Origin of the sequence: Paenibacillus sp. FSL H7-0756, assembly GCF_038006765.1 — a bacterium.
Classification (GTDB): Bacteria; Bacillota; Bacilli; order Paenibacillales; family Paenibacillaceae; genus Paenibacillus_AQ.
This window is the reverse complement of record NZ_JBBOVT010000002.1, coordinates 1,919,266-1,940,791: the sequence shown is the minus strand read 5'-3', so window position 1 is coordinate 1,940,791 and position 21,526 is coordinate 1,919,266. Positions and strand designations below refer to the sequence as shown.

Annotated in this window: 16 protein-coding genes; 11 read left to right on the top strand and 5 right to left on the bottom strand. The window is 50.3% G+C overall.

Annotation, left to right across the window (positions count from 1 at the left end; translation table 11 throughout):
- Window positions 1-39: 39 nt before the first annotated feature.
- Together NST04_RS25000 and NST04_RS24995 are read right to left on the bottom strand one after the other, a co-directional pair.
- The gene (locus NST04_RS25000; protein WP_341186634.1) at window positions 40-630 is read right to left on the bottom strand and encodes a hypothetical protein; all 591 of its coding nucleotides are present in this window, start codon (window positions 628-630) and stop codon (window positions 40-42) included.
- A gap of 18 nt (window positions 631-648) precedes the next feature.
- Complete coding sequence (locus tag NST04_RS24995) at window positions 649-1,242, bottom strand: TetR/AcrR family transcriptional regulator (protein WP_341186633.1); 594 nt, start codon at window positions 1,240-1,242, stop codon at window positions 649-651.
- A 131-nt stretch (window positions 1,243-1,373) separates the two neighbouring features.
- Between NST04_RS24995 and NST04_RS24990 the strand changes: the two genes are divergently transcribed.
- Together NST04_RS24990 and NST04_RS24985 are read left to right on the top strand one after the other, a co-directional pair.
- On the top strand, window positions 1,374-3,173 hold the full coding sequence (locus NST04_RS24990) for an ABC transporter ATP-binding protein (RefSeq protein WP_341186632.1): 1,800 nt from the start codon (window positions 1,374-1,376) through the stop codon (window positions 3,171-3,173).
- Entirely contained in the window at window positions 3,112-4,932 is a 1,821-nt protein-coding gene (locus tag NST04_RS24985; RefSeq protein ID WP_341186631.1) for an ABC transporter ATP-binding protein, read from the top strand. Before NST04_RS24990 ends, NST04_RS24985 begins: the two co-directional genes overlap by 62 nt.
- On the opposite strand, the gene NST04_RS24980 is transcribed toward NST04_RS24985, so the two are convergent.
- Entirely contained in the window at window positions 4,929-5,813 is an 885-nt protein-coding gene (locus tag NST04_RS24980; RefSeq protein ID WP_341186630.1) for an AraC family transcriptional regulator, read from the bottom strand. The two genes, NST04_RS24985 and NST04_RS24980, sit on opposite strands and share 4 nt — an antisense overlap.
- Window positions 5,814-5,968: 155 nt before the next feature.
- Between NST04_RS24980 and NST04_RS24975 the strand changes: the two genes are divergently transcribed.
- The 3 genes from NST04_RS24975 to NST04_RS24965 all read left to right on the top strand — a co-directional run bounded on the left by NST04_RS24975 (window position 5,969) and on the right by NST04_RS24965 (window position 10,980).
- Entirely contained in the window at window positions 5,969-8,686 is a 2,718-nt protein-coding gene (locus NST04_RS24975; protein ID WP_341186629.1) for a glycosyl hydrolase family 95 catalytic domain-containing protein, read from the top strand.
- A 102-nt stretch (window positions 8,687-8,788) separates the two neighbouring features.
- A complete protein-coding gene (locus tag NST04_RS24970) occupies window positions 8,789-9,280 on the top strand; it encodes an LURP-one-related/scramblase family protein (RefSeq protein WP_341186628.1) in 492 nt (163 codons plus the stop codon).
- 167 nt (window positions 9,281-9,447) lie between these two features.
- Entirely contained in the window at window positions 9,448-10,980 is a 1,533-nt protein-coding gene (locus NST04_RS24965) for a carboxylesterase/lipase family protein (protein ID WP_341186627.1), read from the top strand.
- 28 nt (window positions 10,981-11,008) lie between these two features.
- Here NST04_RS24965 and NST04_RS24960 read toward each other — a convergent pair whose 3' ends face one another.
- Window positions 11,009-11,782, bottom strand: a complete 774-nt coding sequence (locus NST04_RS24960) for a helix-turn-helix transcriptional regulator (protein ID WP_341186626.1) — start codon at window positions 11,780-11,782, stop codon at window positions 11,009-11,011.
- A 13-nt stretch (window positions 11,783-11,795) separates the two neighbouring features.
- Entirely contained in the window at window positions 11,796-12,620 is an 825-nt protein-coding gene (locus tag NST04_RS24955; RefSeq protein ID WP_341186625.1) for an AraC family transcriptional regulator, read from the bottom strand.
- 231 nt (window positions 12,621-12,851) lie between these two features.
- Between NST04_RS24955 and NST04_RS24950 the strand changes: the two genes are divergently transcribed.
- The 6 genes from NST04_RS24950 (at window position 12,852) to NST04_RS24925 (ending at window position 21,506) form a co-directional block, all read left to right on the top strand.
- A complete protein-coding gene (locus NST04_RS24950; protein WP_341186836.1) occupies window positions 12,852-13,826 on the top strand; it encodes an ABC transporter permease in 975 nt (324 codons plus the stop codon).
- 17 nt (window positions 13,827-13,843) lie between these two features.
- On the top strand, window positions 13,844-14,725 hold the full coding sequence (locus NST04_RS24945) for a carbohydrate ABC transporter permease (protein ID WP_341186624.1): 882 nt from the start codon (window positions 13,844-13,846) through the stop codon (window positions 14,723-14,725).
- 36 nt (window positions 14,726-14,761) lie between these two features.
- On the top strand, window positions 14,762-17,203 hold the full coding sequence (locus tag NST04_RS24940) for a glycoside hydrolase family 2 TIM barrel-domain containing protein (RefSeq protein ID WP_341186623.1): 2,442 nt from the start codon (window positions 14,762-14,764) through the stop codon (window positions 17,201-17,203).
- A gap of 18 nt (window positions 17,204-17,221) precedes the next feature.
- The gene (locus NST04_RS24935; protein ID WP_341186622.1) at window positions 17,222-18,781 is read left to right on the top strand and encodes an ABC transporter substrate-binding protein; all 1,560 of its coding nucleotides are present in this window, start codon (window positions 17,222-17,224) and stop codon (window positions 18,779-18,781) included.
- 83 nt (window positions 18,782-18,864) lie between these two features.
- Window positions 18,865-19,644: a response regulator transcription factor gene (locus NST04_RS24930; protein ID WP_341186621.1), complete on the top strand. Its 780-nt coding sequence runs from the start codon at window positions 18,865-18,867 to the stop codon at window positions 19,642-19,644.
- A gap of 134 nt (window positions 19,645-19,778) precedes the next feature.
- Window positions 19,779-21,506: an extracellular solute-binding protein gene (locus NST04_RS24925; RefSeq protein ID WP_341186620.1), complete on the top strand. Its 1,728-nt coding sequence runs from the start codon at window positions 19,779-19,781 to the stop codon at window positions 21,504-21,506.
- Window positions 21,507-21,526 lie beyond the last annotated feature (20 nt).

The following is a 21,526-nucleotide window of genomic DNA, read 5'->3' as shown; positions in this document are numbered from 1 at the left end:
GACAGCATGTAATTTGATGCTGTCGTGTTTTAAGTTTAATTAAAATGATTTTGAATTTAAGTAATCGTAAAGGGGCTGTGGATTCCAGATTTGAGCTTCAATGTATTCAATGTAAGGGCCCATACCTTCCCAAAGTGCAGTTCTGCCTTTATCCTCTGGTGCACCGTAAATATCCGCTAACATAGCTAAGTCTGAGAGAGTAAAGATTCTCCCATGATACTGTGATTGATAATGAGCAGATTCCTTATCTGCCCCTAGCCAATAGGTAACCATGCTATCGGGATAAGTGAAGCTTATATCCTGGTGCGAAAAAACACTGAGCGGAACACGGATTCTGCTTAATTCAAGGGCAGACAAGTGATCTTCCATCCATTGAGAGTAGCCCAGCACTGCGTAGAGTGGATAATTTTCTTGGGGATTTCCCCCTTGTTCTATGAATTCACTCATTACCCATTGTTCAGCTTGCCGTCTATTATGTAAATATTGAGCAGGTTCCTTGAATCTATCGGCTACCGGGTTATCCACATATAAAGTCTCCATAACTTGAATTGCATCAGAATCACTTAATGCGGTTAGGCTGCGGAATGGTGTATCACCCTGTCTATAATAATGAGTCAGAAATGTAATCATGTTTCTCCTCTTCAGTAATTATTTTTTGGAAAGTGCACTACATTTCAATACATAATACATTTCCTCAAGCATGACTATCGCGTCGTCAATGGTTAGTTCCTGCGAGTTCATGTGGATCATAACTCCAATTCCGAGCCAATATGCCGAAAGCTTCTTGAACATTTCCCGGGTTTTTATTGTGCTCATCGTGCATAGCTGAGGATCTAACTGAAGAAACGCCTGATAGATCTCTTCTGAGAGCAGGTCATCATTATTCTTGGTGTAGTCACTGCTGTACTCAGATAAAAATAATAATCGGAACAGATGCTTCTCTGCTTGAGCAAAAAATAAACAACCTACTGCCAGGTTCATTGCGGGTTCATTCTTCTCATTGCTGTATTGTTTGATCTCATTTAATGCGAAATCAACAGTACGCTTGTATACGTCTTCCTTGACCTCTTCCATACTTTTGTACAATCGATAGACAGGTTGAGTAGAGCATTTTAGCTTTACCGCGATATTTCTGGCTGTCAGCACCTCGAATCCGGCTTGGCGGGTTAGTTCGAATGCTGTAAGGGAGATCTGTTCTCTAGTAACTTCTGCTTTTGGCGGTATTTTTCTCAACTCCTTCAACTGAAACTAAAAATAACAACTGTTATGTAACGTATGTTATTACCACTTCAATCAATTGTCAATCCCTGTAATCCAACAGGTTGTAGATTTCCTGAATTATAGTTATATTTTAGGAAATGATGAAGGAGAGAATGAATGAGATTATGCTTAAGCAAGCCATGAAATACATCGCTATTTTATACAAATATGCTCCCTATCTGATCATCTTGAAGTTCTTACAAATCCTGCTGCTTGCTCTGACTACTCCACTGACGCTATACATAACACAGCATCTGATTGATTCTTTACAAGGTTATATCAATAATGGTGTTCCGCTGAATCAGCTTGTCCAATGGGGAGCAGCCTTGGTAGCTACCTTGCTCTTCACAGCGAATAGCACCTTCATGGACAGTATGATTACCCTACGCTTAAGAAGTAAGCTGAACAAGGATTTTATGGAAGAAATTGTGGAGAAATTTAACCGGATAGAGTACTCCTGCTACGAGGATTCCAAGGTACAGGATCATTTGAATAAGATGGGAAATCACCCGGATGAGAAGATTCTGGAGGTGCTGATCCAGACCTTAACGATGATATCGCAGCTGGTCAGCTTAGTGAGCTTGATGGCTATCTTTTTACAGGTATCGGGCTGGTTTACTGTGGCCTTCTTGATAATCTTCACACTAATGGTAGTACTGAACTTCAAAGCGATGAAAATGATGAACGGGCTGTTTACCAGCCAATCCCGGGAGGAGCGGGAATTATCCTATCTGGGGGGACTGCTTAGTGATAAAAGATCCCTGCTTGAACTCAAGGTATTTGGTGCGGTCGGATACATACAGAGTAAATGGAAACAAAAATCGGAAAAGGTGCTAAAAGAGCGGTTGATGACGACGATAAAGTCTCATCGCTATTTTGCTGCCAGCAGCTTTTTACTACTGATGTGGATCGGATTAGTAATCTTTGAGCTGATATATGGAGTCATGGAACGACGGGTTTCTGTCGGGTTGTTCGTTTCTTTGATTGGAGCATCCGGCAGTATTCTGGGAATTGCAGATGATCTGTCATTATTGTTCTCCCGGCTGTCTCATCGTTGTATGGAGATTATGCATTATGAAATGTTCATGCGGCTTCCAGAGCGGCACAATACCGCTTTATCCGGACATTCTGCGACGCTCAACTCTGCAGCTCATCCATTCATAGAATTTAAAGATATTTGTTTTACCTATCCGGGGACTGCAGAGCAGGTGCTGAAGAAGGTCTCCTTCACCATTCATCAGCATGAACATATTACTTTGGTTGGAGGGAATGGGGCCGGTAAATCGACAATTGTAAAGCTGTTAATGAAGCTGTATGTTCCAGATCGCGGAGAGATATTGATAGATGGTGTACCCTTGAACCAGATCAGTCAAGAAAATCTTAGAAACAGTATAGGGATTATCTTTCAGGATTACGGCAAGTATTCATTGACTCTTCGAGAGAATATCGCTTTTGGCAACATCGCCAAAATAGGAAATGACAATGACCTTAGAGGCGCTTTGACCAAGGCAGCACCCGATGGGTTTCTGTCTGATTTGGATACGGCTTTAGGGAAAATTGCGGAGAACGGTATAGATCTGTCTGGAGGACAATGGCAGAAGATTGCCATGGCCCGTGCTTATCTGGCAGATTGCCCTTTCATGATTATGGATGAACCGACAGCGGCATTAGATCCGGTGGCTGAAAGTGAATTGTACGCAACTTTTAGAGATATGATGGGGGAGAAGGGTTGCTTATTTATCTCTCATCGTCTGGCGAGCGCCAGGTTCTCTGACCGTATCTTAGTGCTACAAGACGGTGCTATTGCGGAAGACGGAACTCACGAACACTTAATCAGTCAGAAGGGTATGTATGCAAATCTATGGAGCAAGCAAAGCTCTTGGTATAGGGACAGTGATAACCATGAAGGATAGATACACACCGCTGGTGATTGTGCTCAGAGTATACAAACAAACGTTAAAGGCTGCTCCTTGGTCAGGGGTTTTGTCTCCGCTGTATTATTTGCTCGAGGGCATTTTTCCGGTATTTATAACGATAATTTCAGCCGGTCTTTTTAACGAGGTTTATTCTTATTCGCAGGGAAAAACGGAGGGGTATCCTCTTTATTTCTATGGAGGAGTTCTGCTGGCAGGCTATGTATTAAAGCAAATCCTTCAGTTTATCTCTAATATCACGATCAATGCCGGGGTCTATGAACGATGCACAGATTATCATAAACAGGCTATAGCACATAAGAGCTCCCGGTTACCGCTGATCCTGTATGAGGACTCCGAGACCATGAACATCAAAGCTAGAGCTATGGACTGTGTAAACCGTGAAATTCTAAGTCAAATTTATATGTCATCTGCGGTATTTGCTACAAGCGCTATCAGTATTATTTCATTGGTGTCTGTGCTTGCCAGCTACAATCTGCTGTTTATTCTGTTGTCTTTGTTGACAGTCATGCCCTACTTTATTGCGAGAAGGCTGCGTGGTAAGGATTTCTATGCGCTGAAGAAGAGACAAACCAAACGAGTCCGCTATAGGGATTACTTGTGGGAAATGTTCAATGATAAGACCGCAGTGAAAGAAATGCGAACTATGGGGTTCGACCAGTACTTAAGAGAGCAATTCAAAGAAACAAGAGTTGAGATAGATAAGGAGTTATGGGAATTCAGTAAAAAGGATGCATTATCTTTGCTATTCTGCGATACGATTCGTGTCATTGGTTATACGGCGAGTGTCGTTCTCGCACTGGTCCTAACCGTATCCGGTGAGATTAACATAGGCTTGTTCGGAGCAAGCATCGGGGCTTTCTTATCCGTACAGAATGAAACGAAAAAGTTCTTAATGGATCTGGGCAGCCTTCCTGAGAAAATAGCCTTTGCCAAGGATTATTATGCTTTTTTGGACTTACCTGAAGAGCGTAAAGGATCAGTGCAAAAAGAAAGTCTTACAGAAAACATAAAGCTGAAGCAGCTTGAATTTACTTATCCTAACGCAGGTCGCAAAACGATTAAAGGAGTTAACCTGGAAATTCATAAAGGTGAGAAGATAGCGGTTATAGGTGAAAATGGAAGCGGGAAAACAACGCTCTCGAAGTTGATTTTGGGACTATACCCCGTTCAGCGCGGTGCAGTTACCTATGATGGAGAAGCCTTAGAGGGTCTGAATCAGGAGGCTCTTTTCCAAATGATCTCTATCATTCCACAGGATTTCATGAGATATTCACTTACTCTGAGAGAGAATATCTGTATATCGGATTTGGCGAGGTCTGATACTGACCGTGATATCTTGGAGGTGCTGGAAATGGTTAAGCTGGATATTGATCCTTCCGGACTCAATCGTACACTAGGGAGAGAATTCGATGGACTGGAGCTTTCGGGCGGACAATGGCAGAAACTCTCCATTGCGAGGGGATTATTCAAGAGGAGTGAGATTATCGTAATGGATGAGCCGACTAGCGCATTGGACCCGCTGATTGAGAATGAGATCCTGATGAATTTTCTCACAGTGGCACAGGACAAGACGGCAATTATCGTCTCCCACCGGACCGGCTTGTGCCGGCATGTGGATAGAATAGTAGTAATGAAGGCTGGTGAGATCGTCGAAGTCGGCAGCCACAGTGAGCTGATCCAGAGAGAGGGCGAGTATACAAGGCTGTATACAACGCAAGAGCAATGGTATGTTTAGATTTGAGCAGAACGTAATAACCGGTACCTGCCCGCAGGCATTCCATAGTGTGTCTTAAAGGCTGAGCAAAATTGCTCAAGCGACGAATAACCGACCGTTTCTGCGATATGGCTGATGGTCATGGCGGTCATGGTCAGGTAATGAGAAGCTGCATTTAACCGGGCTATGGTCCGTTTCCGGGTAAAGGTCATGCCGTAAAATTGTCTGATCGTTCTTTCCGTCTGTCTGACGCTCAAGCCCAATGTGTCCGCCAGCGCTTGTACGGTAATAAAGCGGTATTGGTACAGAAAGCTGTGTTCAATGGCAGCCAGCCGGGTATCGTCGAGCGTCTGCAGCGGTGCCTGTGAGATGGAAGCGGCCGGCTGGTCACCCATATAATTCCGGATCAGCTTGACGACAATCTGTTCAAGAATCGTGCTTACATACCGGTGATAGCCGATGAATTTGCGGGTAGTCTCGAAGGAGAGCTGCTCAAACAATGGCATCAGGTTTTGTGTATCCTGGCCGATCCAGAATGGTGTCTGTGCGAATGTTCCGGTGATGCTATCAAGCTCCTGATCCCGGGCAGGCTTGTTTTCCAGCAGCTCGAAGCAGATACAGTACTCCGACATGGGGTCCGAAGGATTCGTAATCTGCTCGTGGACGACATCCGGTCCTGTCATGAACAAGGTACCCGGGACGACCGGATAACTGTGTCCGTTCGCGATCAGCATACCTTGCCCTTCCGGGACATAATGCAGTTCATAGCTTCGTTTGCTGTGGATATGCTCGGGAAAAGAACGGTGAAACGTACCGGATAACATATATGGCACATTCAGCGCCAGCCCTCCGACAGTAATCCGCAAATTCATATTCTCCAGGTGGATCGGCGGTAAATTCATGGGTTATCCGCTCCTCATTGCCGCTTGTGCCCCTATTATAACAGATCTGCGAAATTGCGACATGCGAAGCGGGAATCTGTCGTTTCTGTGAATGCCGCTTGAAGCCAGGTCTTCTTTATAATAAGAGGCAAATGAGGGGGAGGGAGCATCATCGCATGAAGAATGATTTGCAATCTGCACGCCTGTACGAACAAGGGAATTATGCCAGCACCTACACGGAGATTCCAGCGTCCAATCCCGGCCGGGCATGGCGGGACGGAATGGTCAGCGGAAACGGGGAGAACGGATATGTCACATCGGGAGCGCCGTATGCGGACAGCTTTATTTATCAATATATGTGGTTCAACTATCCGTCTGGCGATCCGCGAGTGATTCCGGAAGAATTGACCGGACAGCTGGCCGAGGCCAGGAGAAATGTCTTCCAGCTTAATGATCAATGGAAGATTACGTTTGCGGACGGGACCACCAGGGCAAGAACCTTTCTCTACAGCTATCATCCGGGGCACCAGCTCCGGTTAAGCGCCATGAATAAGGGAACCGTGTCCGGTTATGAAAGATGGACCAACTATGAGACAGCGGAAACCGGCGTGCGCTACTCCGATGAAGGCGGCGAGTGGATCCGAACCTCTTTTACGTCCAGGGAAGACAATGTATCGGTTACGAAGATCTCGCAATCGTCGGCCGGTACCAAGATCAACATGATCATTTCGATTGATGACATTTCGGGGATGTACAAAGCGCAGGATGGGGCGACCGAGGTGACCGCACTCCAATACAAGAAGCTGGTTGATCCGAATGCGGACTATATCGCACAGGTGGCCCATTACCCTTCCTACCCGGGCAGCGAGCTGGCCGATGGGGGATACGCCGGCTTGACCCGGGTTGTGGTCATTAACGGAACCCGGAGGAGAGTGCTGCTTGCGGACACGAATGAACCGATGAATGTCGGCGCAGACCAGAATCCGGTGATTCAAGTGAACGATGCGGAAGCCGTGTACTTAATCACGCAGTCGGACCGGACCTTTCATATGGGTAAGACCGGTGATTTTGCAGGCCAGACGAGCTATGCGATAGTGGACGGTCTTTTGCAGATTACGAATGCTGTTGCGGTAAAATATCAGGACGCTTCGGGCATCTTCGATTACAATGCAGCCCTTGCGCCTCATGCCCGGAAGCACGCCGCAGAATTTAACGCCGTACGTTTCTCTCTTGCAGGTGACAACGAGGACAAGTCCGCAGACAATGAAACGTTGATCAACGCGCAGAAGGCTTGCAAATCAAGAATCCATCATGCTTTCTTGGAGCAGGTGTACAATCAGGGGCGGTATGCCTTGATCTGCTGCAGCGGCTCAAGCGCCCCGAGGTTATATGGAATGTGGACCGGGGAGTGGAATCCTGGCTGGCGGGGGATTTATACGCTGGATGCCAATGTGAATCTGCAGGTGGCAGCTATGAATACTGGTCATTTGACTCTTGCCCAACTCGGGTATATTACTTTTTTCCTCCGGAATACGCCCGATTTCGAATACAATGCGCGAATGGCCTACGGAATGCATGATGCGCTTCAGGTATCGGTCAACTCGGACATCGACCGCGGGATGCATGTGGAGTACGATAACGACTACCCGTTTCAATATTGGAATGCGGGGGCAAGCTGGTGTCTGCTTCCTATCTTCGAATATTGGCAGTGCTACGGCAACCAGCAGATTCCCATCAACGAGTACATGAGAATCCACGAACTGAAGCCGATTCTAAGCGTTGAAGACGGAGGGCTGACGGATGAAGAATTCGCAGAGCTGCTCGGCAGGGGATATCTGGATTTAGAGCAAGATATTTTGCTTACGCTGTTAACCAAGCAGGCTAATTTCTGGGAGCAGCTATGTACGCCGGAGTACTATACGGATGTTAATGGCACAGCGTGCTATGAGCAAGGGAAGACGGAGCTGCATCCGGGCGAGAAATATCTGCTCCTCCCTGGCTATTCGCCGGAGAATCACCCGGTCGGTTACCATAGCACACTCACAGCCAATGCCAGTATGGATATTTCAGCAGCAAGGGACGGACTGGGTATGGTAATCACTATTGAACGGGCGGTTAAGCGTAACGGATACGAAGCGGCAGCCGCCAGATGGGAAGCGTTACTTGCGCTGCTGCCGGACTACAAGGTGGACAAGGACGGCGCTTTGCGCGAATGGGCGATGAACGAATATACGGAGAACAACGACCACCGCCATTTGAGCCATCTCTACCCGGCCTGGCCCGCCTATGAGACGCAGAACGATGCAGAGCTCTTAAGAGCGGCAATTACCGCGATGGAGAACCGGAACAAATACAATACGTCGGACGCCACGGCGGGGCACGGCTGGATGCACAAGGCGCTGGTCTGCGCGCGGTTAAAGGACGGCAACGAAGTGGCCGCTTCGCTTTTGCCGATGATGACGGACTCCGGCTACTATGCATCACTGATGACAGACCACGACACCAACGGGAGAAATGACTGCTATTGTACGGATACCTTATTTGGTACAGTAGGAGCGGTGAATGAGGCGTTGCTGTTCTCGAGTACCGGTGAAATAGAGCTTCTTCCGGCTTTGCCATCAGGATGGCAAGCAGGTTCCATACATGGGCTGATGGCCAGAACCCTGCTGGAGGTCCGTACTTTAACGTGGAACCTTGAATCCAAATCGGTGAGCGTTACCCTGGAATCCATGATTGATGCTAACGAGCTCCAATTGAAATTGGGCATTCCTTGGACAACAGCAACGGTCAACGGAGAAGAGACCAGGGCACTTGGAGAGGGAGCGGGGAAATATCTTCGCTTGACGTTGAGTTCGGGTGTTGCTGTTATGGTTAAATTCACGTTAGGTGGTTAAGGTAGAGGAGTAGCAGGTATTCAATAACGGCATATGAAACTGTGACAGGCAGGGATACGTATCTGAGGTAGGTCAGACTCTAACATATCGGAGGTACGAATCATGAAACAACTCTACATCAAACAAAAGGTATTCAGCATAGGTGAGAAGTTTACGGTGAAGGATGAGCGGGAGCAGGATGTGTATGTTGTGGAGGGCAGCTTCATGCGCATTCCCAAGACGTTCTCGATTATGAACGCAGGCGGAAGGGAAGTTGCGCAGATTACGAAGAAGGTGTTCAGCTTCCTGCCCAAGTTCTTCGTGGAAGTGGATGGCCGTGAGATATTGACGATTAAAAAGGAGCTGTCGTTCTTCAAGGCGCGCTATTCGATAGATTCGGCGGATATTGAGGTGCACGGGGACTGGTGGGACATGGATTTCCAAATCCTGCAGCGCGGAGCCGTTGTAGGGGAAGTTAGCAAAAAGTGGTTCACCTGGGGAGACAGCTACAGTGTTGAAGTTTTGAATGAGGAGCTGGAGGCGGTCATCGTCGCGATTGTGGTTGCCATTGATTGTGTGAAGGCGGATCACCGTGCCGCTGCTTCTAATTCGTAGTTAATAACAATATTTTCAAATACACCCTCTCCGCACGGAGGGGGCTTTTGGCGTGCACCTGCATGTGAGGATAGATCAATTATGATCCTGCTTAGATCATTGTTTTGGGCTAGTAGGTTGATTAGAATTTGGGGTGTAGGCAATGTAAACGTAAAGGAGACGGTAACATGCTTAGATTGATCAATGTGGAGAACGGTACGGTAAAAGGCTTGCCCGCAGCCGATCCCCGGATTACGAGCTTCAAGGGAATACCGTTCGCAGCGCCGCCTGTAGGCGAGAACCGCTGGCGGGCACCGCAGCCTGCGGAAGACTGGGAAGGCGTGCTGCTGGCTCATGAGTTCGCGCCGGTCTCCATGCAGGTCAGACAGGAGCTGGATGACAACAATATCTATACCCGTGAATGGGCGGTTGAGCCTGATATTGCGATGAGCGAGGATTGCCTGTACCTGAACGTATGGACCCCGGCCAAGCAGGCGGACGAGAAGCTTCCAGTGTATGTATGGTATTTCGGCGGCGGGCTGCAGGTAGGCCATCCGGCGGAGATGGAATTCGACGGCGAACGGATTGCCCGCCGGGGGATCGTTGTTGTAACGATTAACTACCGGCTGAATATCTTCGGCTTCCTCTGTCATCCCGAGATTACAGCGGAATCGCCTGAAGCACCGGCTAACTTCGGCAACCTTGACCAGCAGGCGGCGACACGCTGGGTGAAACGCAACATTGCGGCCTTCGGGGGCGACCCGGACAATATCACCATCGGCGGGCAGTCGGCGGGCGGCGGCAGTGTCATGAGCCAGCTCACCTCTCCTCAGAACGAAGGATTGTTTCAGCGGGCGATTGTTGAAAGCGGTATCTTCACCGATCTGTACCCGGGAACCCTGCTGCCGCCGCTCCGGGGAACGCTGCAGGACGCGGAGCGGGACGGAATTGAGTTCTTCAAATATCTGGGCGTATCCTCTCTGGCCGAAGCGCGGAAGCTGGATGCAGTCTATCTGCGGGACAAGGCAGTGGCGCTTGGCGGCTTCTGGGGGACTGTTGCTGATCAGAAGTTCCAGGTAGGCACCCCGTTCGACAGGTTCGTGCAGAATAGACGCTTGAAGGTGCCGGTCATGCTCGGCCATACCTCCTCCGAGTTCTTCAGCACTCCAAAGGTACAGTCCTACGAGGAGTTCAAGCAGCTTGCGGCAGACATGTTCGGGGAGGATGCGGAGACCTTCCTGAAGCTTAGCGGCGCAGGGCCGGATGCCGTTCAGGAAGCGGCGGAGCGGGCAGCGGTAAGCGGGATCGAATACGCAATCCGTATTGCCGGACAGGCGAATGCCGATACCGGAGGCGAAACGCCGCTCTATTACTATAACTTCGATGCCGAGATTCCGGGATGGGATAACCCGGGCACCTTCCACTCGGTGGATCTGTGGTTCTTCTTCGAGACGCTGGCCAAGTGCTGGCGGCCGTTTGTCGGCAAGCATTACGATCTGGCCCGTCAGATGTGCAATTACACTGCACACTTCATCCGTACCGGTGACCCGAACGGCAAGGATTCCACAGGCGAAGAATTGCCGCGCTGGGAGCCGTACACCCCGGAAGCACCTTACGGGATGCTGTTCGCAGACAAGGCTGAGTTCTCCAGAGAACAGCCGGGTGAGATCATGAATTTTCTGGTGCAGCAGTATTTCAAGAAGGCTGGCAGCCCGGTCTGAGCTGAGAAGCGCAGGAAGCGCGCGGTAATCAATATATCTTACCTCTGGCCTGTCTCTGGTAATTTCGCGGTGTATACCCGGTCACCTGCTTGAATTGCCGGCAGAAATGCTCCACATTCGGATAGCCGCACCGTGCTGCGATATCGGCGATGCTCTCGGAGCTGTAGACGAGGTATTCCTTGGCCATGCGGACGCGGCTGTTAATGACATCCTCCATGCAGGAGAGTCCGAAGTTTTTTTTGTAGATACTCTGGAGATAGCCTGAACTGATCTCAAGCACACCGGCCATTCTGGCCACGGTCCAGTACTCTCCGGGGTTCGTCTGAATGAGCGTGCGCAGCTTCAGCAGCTTATAGTATTGCGGGGTAATATTGTCCTGGAAATAGGATTCCCAGAGTTTGTTGAACAGCGCGTGCAGGAGCAGATCGATGGAGGAGGCTTTGCAGTCCCCGCCCATATGGTGCTCGCTGGCGAGCAGTTCAAGCAGCTTTTGACAATAGTCAGGGTCGCTAAGCGCAAAAGGGATACCTAGGGGAAGCGGAGATTCCGTGACATAAGGCTCATTGGTTTCAAAGCGAATCCAGTCATTAATAAACTGGCCGCCGCATGCCTGATAATAGACTTTCTGCTGCGGCTGGTACAGAACTACGCTGTGGGCAGGGTACGGCTTGAGTCCGCCATGCACCCAGAATAGCGCCGGAGTCTTGGTAATGACCAGGAGCCAGTGCGCACCAGCGGGAACATCTACAACGAAGTTAGAGGCGTGTATCGTATTGCACTCGACATAGTGAATAAGGGCCATTTCCGTACTCCTCCTAATGAATCTCGCGGAATTCACCTGGCGTAATTCCTTCGGATTCCATGAATTTCTTGTTGAAGTAGCTGATGCCCGGATACCCGGAGAGGATGGCAACCTCTTTGATGGACATCGAGGGATGGGCCAGCAATAATTGCTTGCTTTTTTGAATCCGGCATTTGGTGATATAAGTGCCAGGGGTCATTTTCGTTGCCTTTTTAAACAGGCTGCAGAAATAATTCGGTGTCAGCCCTGCTTGAGCCGCCCACCATTCCAGCTCAAATGGAAGGTGGGCTTTTTGTTGCATTTTGGGCAACAGAGCCGTTATTTTATCCAGATGATTGGTGCTGCGGTAGGATGAGAATGGAAGCGAATTGCTCACAAATTCAATGATTACGCTATAGGTTAAGGTGGAGATATGGGAGGGGCGGAGGAAATTATAATGTTCAACCTCATGAAATAAATCTTCAAATGCCGAATGCAGGAGGGAATCGTTCTTCAGCGTCCAGATCGAAGAACTGGTATACCGGTTATCCAGGAAGTAAGCCGGGAGTGCATTGCCGTTAAACTGAATCCAGAAAATATTCCACGGGTCTGACTCTGAGCAATAATATCGCATACGGTCGTTCGGGAAATGGAGGAAGGCATCCCCAGCGCCCAATGTAAAGGTTCTGTCCCCGATTTCGATATCCCCGCTTCCACTAACGATATAATGCAAACTGAAATCTCTGACCCCATTCGGCCGGTTCACATTATGATCATCCGGGCGGACGAAGTTTCCGAACGAATGCGGAAAGCAGAAGAACCGGAATTCTGTAAAATTGGGTAAGTAATAAGTTCGCATGTTGCTGTCCTCCCGCCTTTCCTCTATCAGATAAAATCTTAATATAGTTTCATTAATAGTATAATATTATTATTTCGTCAAGGATTATTGATCATTATAATGAGAACAATAAACTATTTTTGTTTCAGAAGACGGTGCCCGATATATAAAAGTGACAACGCTTTCTAGAAAACGTTAGCTTACGCCGCGGTTCCCCGGGAAGGTAAACTACAGGTAAAGGAGGAACGAATGATGCAACTCGAAACAAACTTAACCGGCACGGGAGTTCAACGGGGCCAGATATGGAAGCGGTTTAAAAAACAAAGAGTGCTCCATTTATTTGTCGGGCTCGGCATGGTTTTTCTGGTGATTTTTTCCTACACTCCAATGTTCGGGATTCTGATGGCGTTTAAGGACTACAGCATTTCCGACGGGATCAAGGGGATTTTTACAAGTGATTGGGTGGGACTCCGGTATTTCGATGAATTTATCCACGATTATCAGTTTGGTAAGATCGTCAGGAATACGCTTGTGCTCAGCTTCTTAAAAGTGATTTTCGCTTTTCCAGCCCCCATTATACTGGCCATTCTGCTCAACGAAGTAAAAAGCATGCCGTTCAAGCGGTTCGTGCAGACGATCAGCTATTTGCCTCATTTTATCTCATGGGTAGTAGTGGTCGGAGTCTCCTATGCGTTCCTGTCCGCAGATATGGGGCTTGTGAACAAAGCGCTGCTGCAAGCCGGGTTCATCGACCAGCCGCTTAATATTCTGACGAGTCCGAATTATTTCTGGGGCCTCGCTGTAGGGAGTGCCGTGTGGAAAGAGATGGGCTGGTGGACGATTATTTTTCTGGCCGCGATTACAGGCATCAATCCTTCACTTTATGAAGCCGCTGAGATTGACGGGGCTGGCAGGCTGGCCCGCATCCGCCATATCACACTTCCGGGAATGAAGGGGACCATCGTCGTCGTGCTGGTTCTGACCATCGGCAGCATTCTTGGAGGCGGCTTGGTCGGCTCTAACTTTGAGCAGGCGTATCTCCTGGGGAACAGTATTAATAATCCGACCTCGGAAATCGTGCAGACTTATGCGTTCAAGGTGGGTTTAAGCGACGGCCGGTTCTCTTATGCAAGTGCGATTGATTTAATCCAGTCTGTTATCTCGGTCATTCTAATCTTCTCCAGTAACTTCATTGCGAAGCGCGTCTCTGGCTCAAGTCTATTCTAGAGAAAGGAGCGTTAACAGTGCTCAAGAGTCAAAAACAAAAAGATCTGGTCATGGACAGTACCGTATATTTGCTTCTTTCCATTATTGCGCTAACGATGTTATATCCCTTTTATTATGTACTGATTGCTTCGTTTAACAAGGGTTCTGACACATTATTAGGCGGGATGTATTTATGGCCGCGCAGTGTAACCTTTGAGAATTACAGGATTTTCCTGGAGGACCCCAAATGGATGAAGGCGTTCCTGGTTACTGTGGCCCGCACGGTCTCCGGCACCGCGCTCGGGCTTCTGCTCACCAGTCTTGTAGCCTATGCGCTGTCTCACCGGGATCTGCTGTTCAGTAAATTTTATTTCACCTTGATTATTTTCGCGATGTACTTCTCCGGCGGCCTGATTCCGTATTACGTGGTGCTGCGTTCATTGGGGCTGCTGAATTCGTTTGGCGTGTACATTGTACCCTCTATGCTGAATACATTTTTCTTGCTTATCGCTATCTCGTTTTTCCGGGAGATTCCCGGCGAATTGAAGGAGTCTGCTCACATGGATGGCGCAGGCGAGTTCACGATTTACTTCCGCATCATCCTGCCGGTCTCGATGCCGCTGCTTGCCACAATGGCACTGTTCATGGGGGTGGGCCAATGGAATGCCTGGCTGGACTCCGCGTATTTCGTCCAGTCCGAGAATCTGCGGACGCTTACATTCCGCATGATGGAGATCATCAACCAGAGCAACGCCCCGATGGATTCGGTGGCTGTAGCCAACCGGCCCGGCGGCGGAGTTACCAGCTTTTCCTTGCAGGTCACCTCGATGGTCGTCTCCATCTTGCCGATCATCTGCGTATATCCGTTCCTGCAGAAGTATTTTGTACACGGGATTATGTTAGGTTCTGTCAAAGGTTAATCAGGATGCTGAAAACAAAACAGGGAGAGATACACATTGCTTAGAGAGAATCTGGACCGGAATTGGGAGTTTGAACACGGGAAGCCGTTTCACATTCAAAGCAAGGAAAACGGGCAGGCGAGAATCGTTCATCTGCCGCATGACTTCACGATTGAAACGGATACGTGGGCGGAGGCTCCCGGCGGGAGAGCAACCGGATATTACGGCGGCGGGATCGGTACTTACACCAAGATGCTGGATATCCCGGCCGAGGCTGAGGGAAAAAGAGTGCTGGTCGAATTCGACGGCGCGTATATGAACACCACTGTGGTACTCAACGGGCATACCGTAGCCCAGCATCATTACGGATATACGCCATTCCATGCTGACCTCACGCCTTATATGAGGCCCGGTAATCCGAACCGGCTCGCGGTGACGGTGAATAATGCCGCACAGCCCAACTCCCGCTGGTACACGGGGTCAGGCCTATACCGCCATGTCGATCTGTTAACCAGTCCGAAGCTGCATATCGTACCATGGGGAATCTATGCCCGCACCTCGCATATCGTGGGCGGCACAGCGTTCATTATTGTGGAGACAACGGTAGCGAATCATGCGGATACTCCAGCCAGTGTATGGGTGGACCTCAAGCTGGAGAAGGAAGCCGGAGGGGGTGAGGCGGGAAGCGGAAGAGTGCAGATCTATGTACCTGCGGCCGGGAAAGCTGTTGGACGGGTGACGGTCGCGGTTGACCGTGCCGAATGTTGGGATATTGATTCCCCGTCTCTATACCGCATTACTGCATCTCTGAATGGAAGCGATAAACATTATGACAGTGACAGTACCCTGTTCGGCATCCGGACGCTCACTGTTGATGTGAAGAACGGTCTGATGCTGAACGGGAGCACGATCAAACTGAAAGGCGGCTGTGTGCACCATGATCACGGGATTCTTGGAGCCGCTTCCTACAGAGACAGCGAGTACCGCAAAATGAAGCTGCACAAGGATAATGGTTACAACGCCATCCGATGCGCCCACAATCCGCCGTCCAGGGATATGCTGGATGCCTGCGACCGGCTGGGCCTGCTTGTGATGAATGAAGCCTTCGATATGTGGACGATGGACAAAAATCCGCATGATTACAGTTTGTATTTTGAGCGCAACTGGAAGTCTGACATCGAAGCATTTATCCGGCGTGACCGCAATCATCCCAGCATCATCATGTGGTCAACAGGCAATGAAGTCAACGAGCGCGGAGGGTTGTCCGGCGGTTATGAATGGGCTGCCCGGCTCACGGCATGGGTCAGAGAACTGGACCCGACCCGTCCGGTTACCAACGCGGTATGCACCTTCTTCAGCGGGCTGGAGGATGAGGATCAGGAGCGGTTCTATGATGATCTCAAGAACCCGCCGAAAGAGTCGGCAGGCTTCGTCAATTTTGACACGGAGTTCGGCAAGCAGGTGTGGGATGGCTATACGGAAGCCTTCTGCGCTCCGCTCGATATTGTGGGCTATAACTATCTGATTCATCAATTCGCTGCCGCTGCCCATAAATATCCTGACCGGGTGATCTGCTCGACCGAGAGTATAGCCAGAGATATGGATCAATATTGGGAAGGTGTAGAACGCCATCCTTATATTATCGGCGATTTCAACTGGACCAGCTTCGATTACATCGGGGAGGCCGGACTGGGCAAGACGATATATGCGGAACCTCATGAGGCGGACGAACGGCGTAAAACCTTACATGAGTCCCCGTATCCATGGCGCCTGTCCTACGACGCGGATTTCGATCTGTGCGGCTTCGCGCGCCCCCAGCTTGCTTACCGGCGGATTGTCTGGGGTTCTGACGAAACCTTCATTGCTTCACACCGTCCTGAAAACTACGGCAAAACCGAGCTGATTAGCGGATGGGGCTGGACGGAATGCGAGCATGCCTGGAGCTGGATCGGGTATGAAGGCGAACCTGTTACTGTCGATGTCTACTCGGCAGCTGAGGAAGTCGAGCTCATTCTGAACGGTGTAAGCTTGGGCAGGCAACCCGCAGGCAAGGTTAACCGCTTCAAGGCGCGATTTGTTCTTACCTATATTCCGGGCACCTTGGAGGCTGTGAGTTATACCAAGGACAGCAAAGTTTCAAGCGATGTGCTCCACTCGGCCGGAGAGCCGGCGGGCATCCGCATTGTTCCGGAGAAAAAAGAGCTTGCTGCAGATGGGCAATCGCTCTGTTACGCGGTTGTTGAGATCATCGACGGTGCCGGTAATTGGGTGCCGGAGGCCTCGCTTTTGGCAGAGGCACGGGTACAAGGTGCGGCTACACTGGCTGGCTTCGGCACCGGCAGACCCCAGACGACCGAGAATTATACTACCGGCCGGTTCACTTCCTTCAAAGGCAGACTGCTGGCCGTTGTCCGAGCAGGGGTTGAGCCGGGAATCTCCACGCTGACAGTCAGCGTTGACGGGCTGGAGCCGGTTAGCCTGGATATTCCTGTGAATTAATACTATGGAGGGATTACATTGACAAAGACAACAAGCCGCAAGACGCTTGCGGCAACCATGGCAGTTACCTTGACGCTGGGACTATTGTCCGCTTGTGGCGGAGGCAATAGCGAAGATGCCAAACAGGGGGAAGCTGCCGCAACAGCCGGAGCTGGAGCTGTGAAGGAATTATCCTTGTTCATTGATTTTCCCTGGTGGGCAACCAAGGACTGGAAAGGGCCGATTGCGGAGAAAATCACCGAGAAGACGGGCGTTAAGCTGAATGTAACCGTAGCCACAGACGACAAGCAGCTCCCGCTGATGATTGCTTCAGGCGATCTGCCGGATCTGGTGCTCACCTCCAGCAACGTAGGCCGGATGTCCGATGCCAAGCTGTCGTATTCGTGGAATGAGCTGATCGAGAAGTATGCGCCGGACTTCAAGCTGGATGCCACCCGAATTGCGATCAATACGATGGATGACGGCAACTTCTATACGGTCCGCAATGCCTTCGCCACCCAGGAAGAGATGTCCAAGAATAAATTTGCGCTCGGCGGGGACGGCAATCCGGGGATTGCGGTGCGTGAAGACATCCTGAAGGAGCTGGGGAATCCCCCAATCAAGACACTGGATGACTTCGTGAAGGTGCTCGGTATGGTCAAGGAGAAGTATCCCGACATGGTGCCGCTGGTGCTGGACAAGAACTGGATCGAGCAGTATTTTCTCCAGCAATTCGGTGCCGAGGCCCTGTTTGACAACTGGGTTGAACAAGACGGGAAAGTGGATTATTTCATCAGACAGCCGCAAATGCTGGAGTTCTTCAAATTCATGAACAGCTTGTACCGGGGTGGCTACATTCTGGCTGAGAACTTTGCGTTTGCCAATGATCAGATCGACGAGCAATATGCGACAAGCGGCAAAGCGTTCGCCCACGGTCACACCGTAGGTACTGCGGATACGGACAACAGCGCCATTAAGAAAAACAACGGTACGTTTACCTTCAAAATGCTGCCGAGCGCATTGACCAAAGAAGCGAAGAAGGTAAGCACAGGACTGGGCTTCGCCGGCACCTTCATCACCAAGAAGAATAAGGACCCGGAGGCCTCGATCAAGCTTCTGCAATATCTGGCCAGCGACGAAGGGAAGAAGCTGACGATGTTCGGGGTAGAGGGCGAGCATTGGACGTGGAATGAAGAGGGACACCCGGATCTGAAGTATGATTCGTCTGATCAGGACTTCATGAATGTCAGCGGCATCGGCTGGTGGGTGCTGTACAATGACGGTGTCATGGAGGGCATGAGAGGATATGTGCCGGGCAAGCAGAAGACACAGGCGCTGATGGAGACAAAGGCGATCACAACCTACAATCCGGCGCTCGGCCTGATTCAGACGCAGCCGGATTCTGCGGAGAAGACGCTCAAGACCAAAATCGACGAGATGATTAAGAATGAGAAGGTCAAGATCTATCTGGCAGGCTCTGAAGCGGAGGCAGTAGCCAATTACGAGAATCTGGTGAAAACGGCCGAGAGTCTGGGCTTGCAGCAACTGGTAGACTGGGCCAACGATACGTATCAGAAGAAAAAGGAGCTATTCAAGTAAATCAGGGACAACCGGTAGAGGCGATGAGCCTCTACCTTATTTTTCGTCAGACGATACTCATTACAACAGGAGGAAGGGCAAACATGAGAGTACTGATTGTAGATGATGAACCGCTGATTCTGAACGGGCTGGTGAAGATTATCGGGGAGGCGGCTCCGCTCGGGACGGAGGTTTTCAGGGCGGACAATGCGTTTGAGGCCTTGGAGCTCATGATAGACTGTATGCCGGATGTGACCATTACAGATCTTCATATGCCGGAGAAAAATGGCTTCGAGCTCATCGAGGCGGCCAGGGAGAGCGGACTCTGCGACCGTTTTATTATTCTGACGGGCTACGATGAATTTGAATATGTCCGCAGAGCGCTCCGCACGGGGGTGGTGGATTATCTGCTGAAGCCGCTGGGTAAGGATGAGATTGCCGCTCTGCTGGTGCGGATTGAACAGGAGCTTCCCTCTGAAGCCGATCCGGAGTATTCGAACCATGCGAAGCGCATTCTGGCCTATACCAAAACCCATTATATGAACGATCTGTCGCTCAACCATCTGGCGGAATTGATGAATCTTCATCCGAAATATATCAGCAGTCTGTTTAAAAGAGTGACCGGCGATACGTTTGTCAATTATCTGAACGGATTTCGGATTAAGGAGGCTCAGAGGCTGCTCAGGTCCCATGGCCGGTTATCCGCAAACGCCATCGGCAAGAAGGTCGGGTTCGAGGACAAGCATTATTTCACTAAAGTCTTCAAGAAATATACAGGAATGACGCCGGGAGCTTACCGTGATGAGAGCAAACCGGAGTATCCGGCGAGTGGCGAAGAAGCAACCGGAGCTGGAGGGCTGGAACTGAAAGATAAGCGCAGTTAAACCGCTGCATCCGGGATTATGTCAATGCCGGATAAGTGAAGTAAAAATGTGAGCGTTGTCAATAAATAGATGCCTCCCCCATAATGAAAGCGTAACCAAAATAAAGACCACAATAATTGAACTGGGGGTTGACTATGAACACAGGTACAAGAAAAGGTCCGGGCCTACTGAAGAGTACTTCCATCCTGTTGTTGTCTGCACTGCTGTTGTCCGCTTGCTCGGGCAAGCTGGAATCCGGTAACGGCGGCAAGGAAGCGGCAGCCGGTAATGATCCGAAGCCAAATGCAGCTGTAGATGAGAGCCCGCTCGGCAAATATGATCCTCCGATTGAGGTATCGTTCGTCAGAGATCTGGGCGATGTGGTAGAGAATAACGTGCTTGGCGTATTGAAGGACGAGACGATTGATAATAACCGCTGGACCCAGTTGTATGAGGATCAGCTCGGCATCAAGATCAAATATAACTGGATTGTGAAGGGCAGCCAGACCTCGGATCAATATTTGCAGAAAATCAATGTCACCCTGGCCTCCGGCGATCTGCCGGATGTAACGCCGGTCAACGCCACCCAGCTGAAGCAATTGGCCGATTCAGACCAGATTGAGGATATGACGGCGTTATATGAAAAGTATGCTTCCCCGTTCACCAAGAAGGTGCTGTCGGGAGAAGGAACGAGTGTGTTCGATGCCGCGACCTTTGACGGGAAGCTGATGGCCATTCCGAGCCTGGAGTCCTCCATCGAACGGTCGATGTATATCTGGATTCGTACCGACTGGCTGGAGAAGCTGGGGATGCAGCCGCCTAAGACGATGGCGGATGTGCTTGCGATCTCTGAAGCCTTCGCGGATAAGGACCCGGACGGGAACGGAAAGAAGGACACCTACGGCCTTGGCATTACCAAGGATCTGTGGGGCGGGGCGATGGGGCTGGAGGGCTTCATGGCCGGGTATAATGCCTATCCGAACATCTGGCTGGATGACGGAACGGGCAAGCTGGTCTACGGCAGCATTCAGCCGGAAGTGAAGAAAGCGCTCCAAGTGCTGCAGGATATGGCCAAGAAGGGGCAGCTGGACCAGGAGTTCGGCGTCAAGGACGGGGGCAAGGTCTCCGAGCTGATCTCGGCCGGGAAGATCGGGATGGAATACGGCGAGCAGTGGAACTCCATCTGGCCGCTGCAGCTTAACCGTGACAATGATCCCAAGGCCCAGTGGCAGGCCTTCCCGATTGTCTCGGAATCGGGCGACACGCCGAAGGTGCCGCTGAAGTTCAGCACCACCCGCTTCTTCGCGGTCAAGAAGGGCGCCGCCCATCCGGAAGCGGTGATCAAATTGTTCAACCTGCATCTGGAGAAGAACTGGGGCGAGACGGCCGAATTCGATAAGTACTTCGCACCGCCGGAAGCGGAGAGCGTGTGGCAGTTGTCTCCGGTTACCCCGTATCCGGTAACGAAGAACGTAGACGCGTTCCGTGAGATTGATGCCGCCCGCAAGGCCGGAGATTTCTCGACTCTGAAGGGCGAGGCCAAGACAATTCAGGAGAAACTGGAATCCTATGCTTCAGGCTCAACAGAAGGCTTCGCACTATGGGGCTGGGAGCGGATCTACGGCGAGCAGGGCTCCATGGGCATAGCTGACCAGTACATCAAGAATGACCAGTTCATTCAGGAGAAGTTCGTCGGCGCTCCGACTCCGACCATGGTTGAGCGCAAGACAACGCTTGAGAAGCAGCAGAATGAAATGTTTGTCAAAATCATTCTGGGTGATCCTATCGATAAGTTCGACCAGTTCGTGAAGGACTGGAAGAAGCTGGGCGGCGATCAAATTACGCAAGAGGTCAACGAATGGTACGCAGCGACTAAGAAATAAGGCGCCCCTGGAGGAAGAAA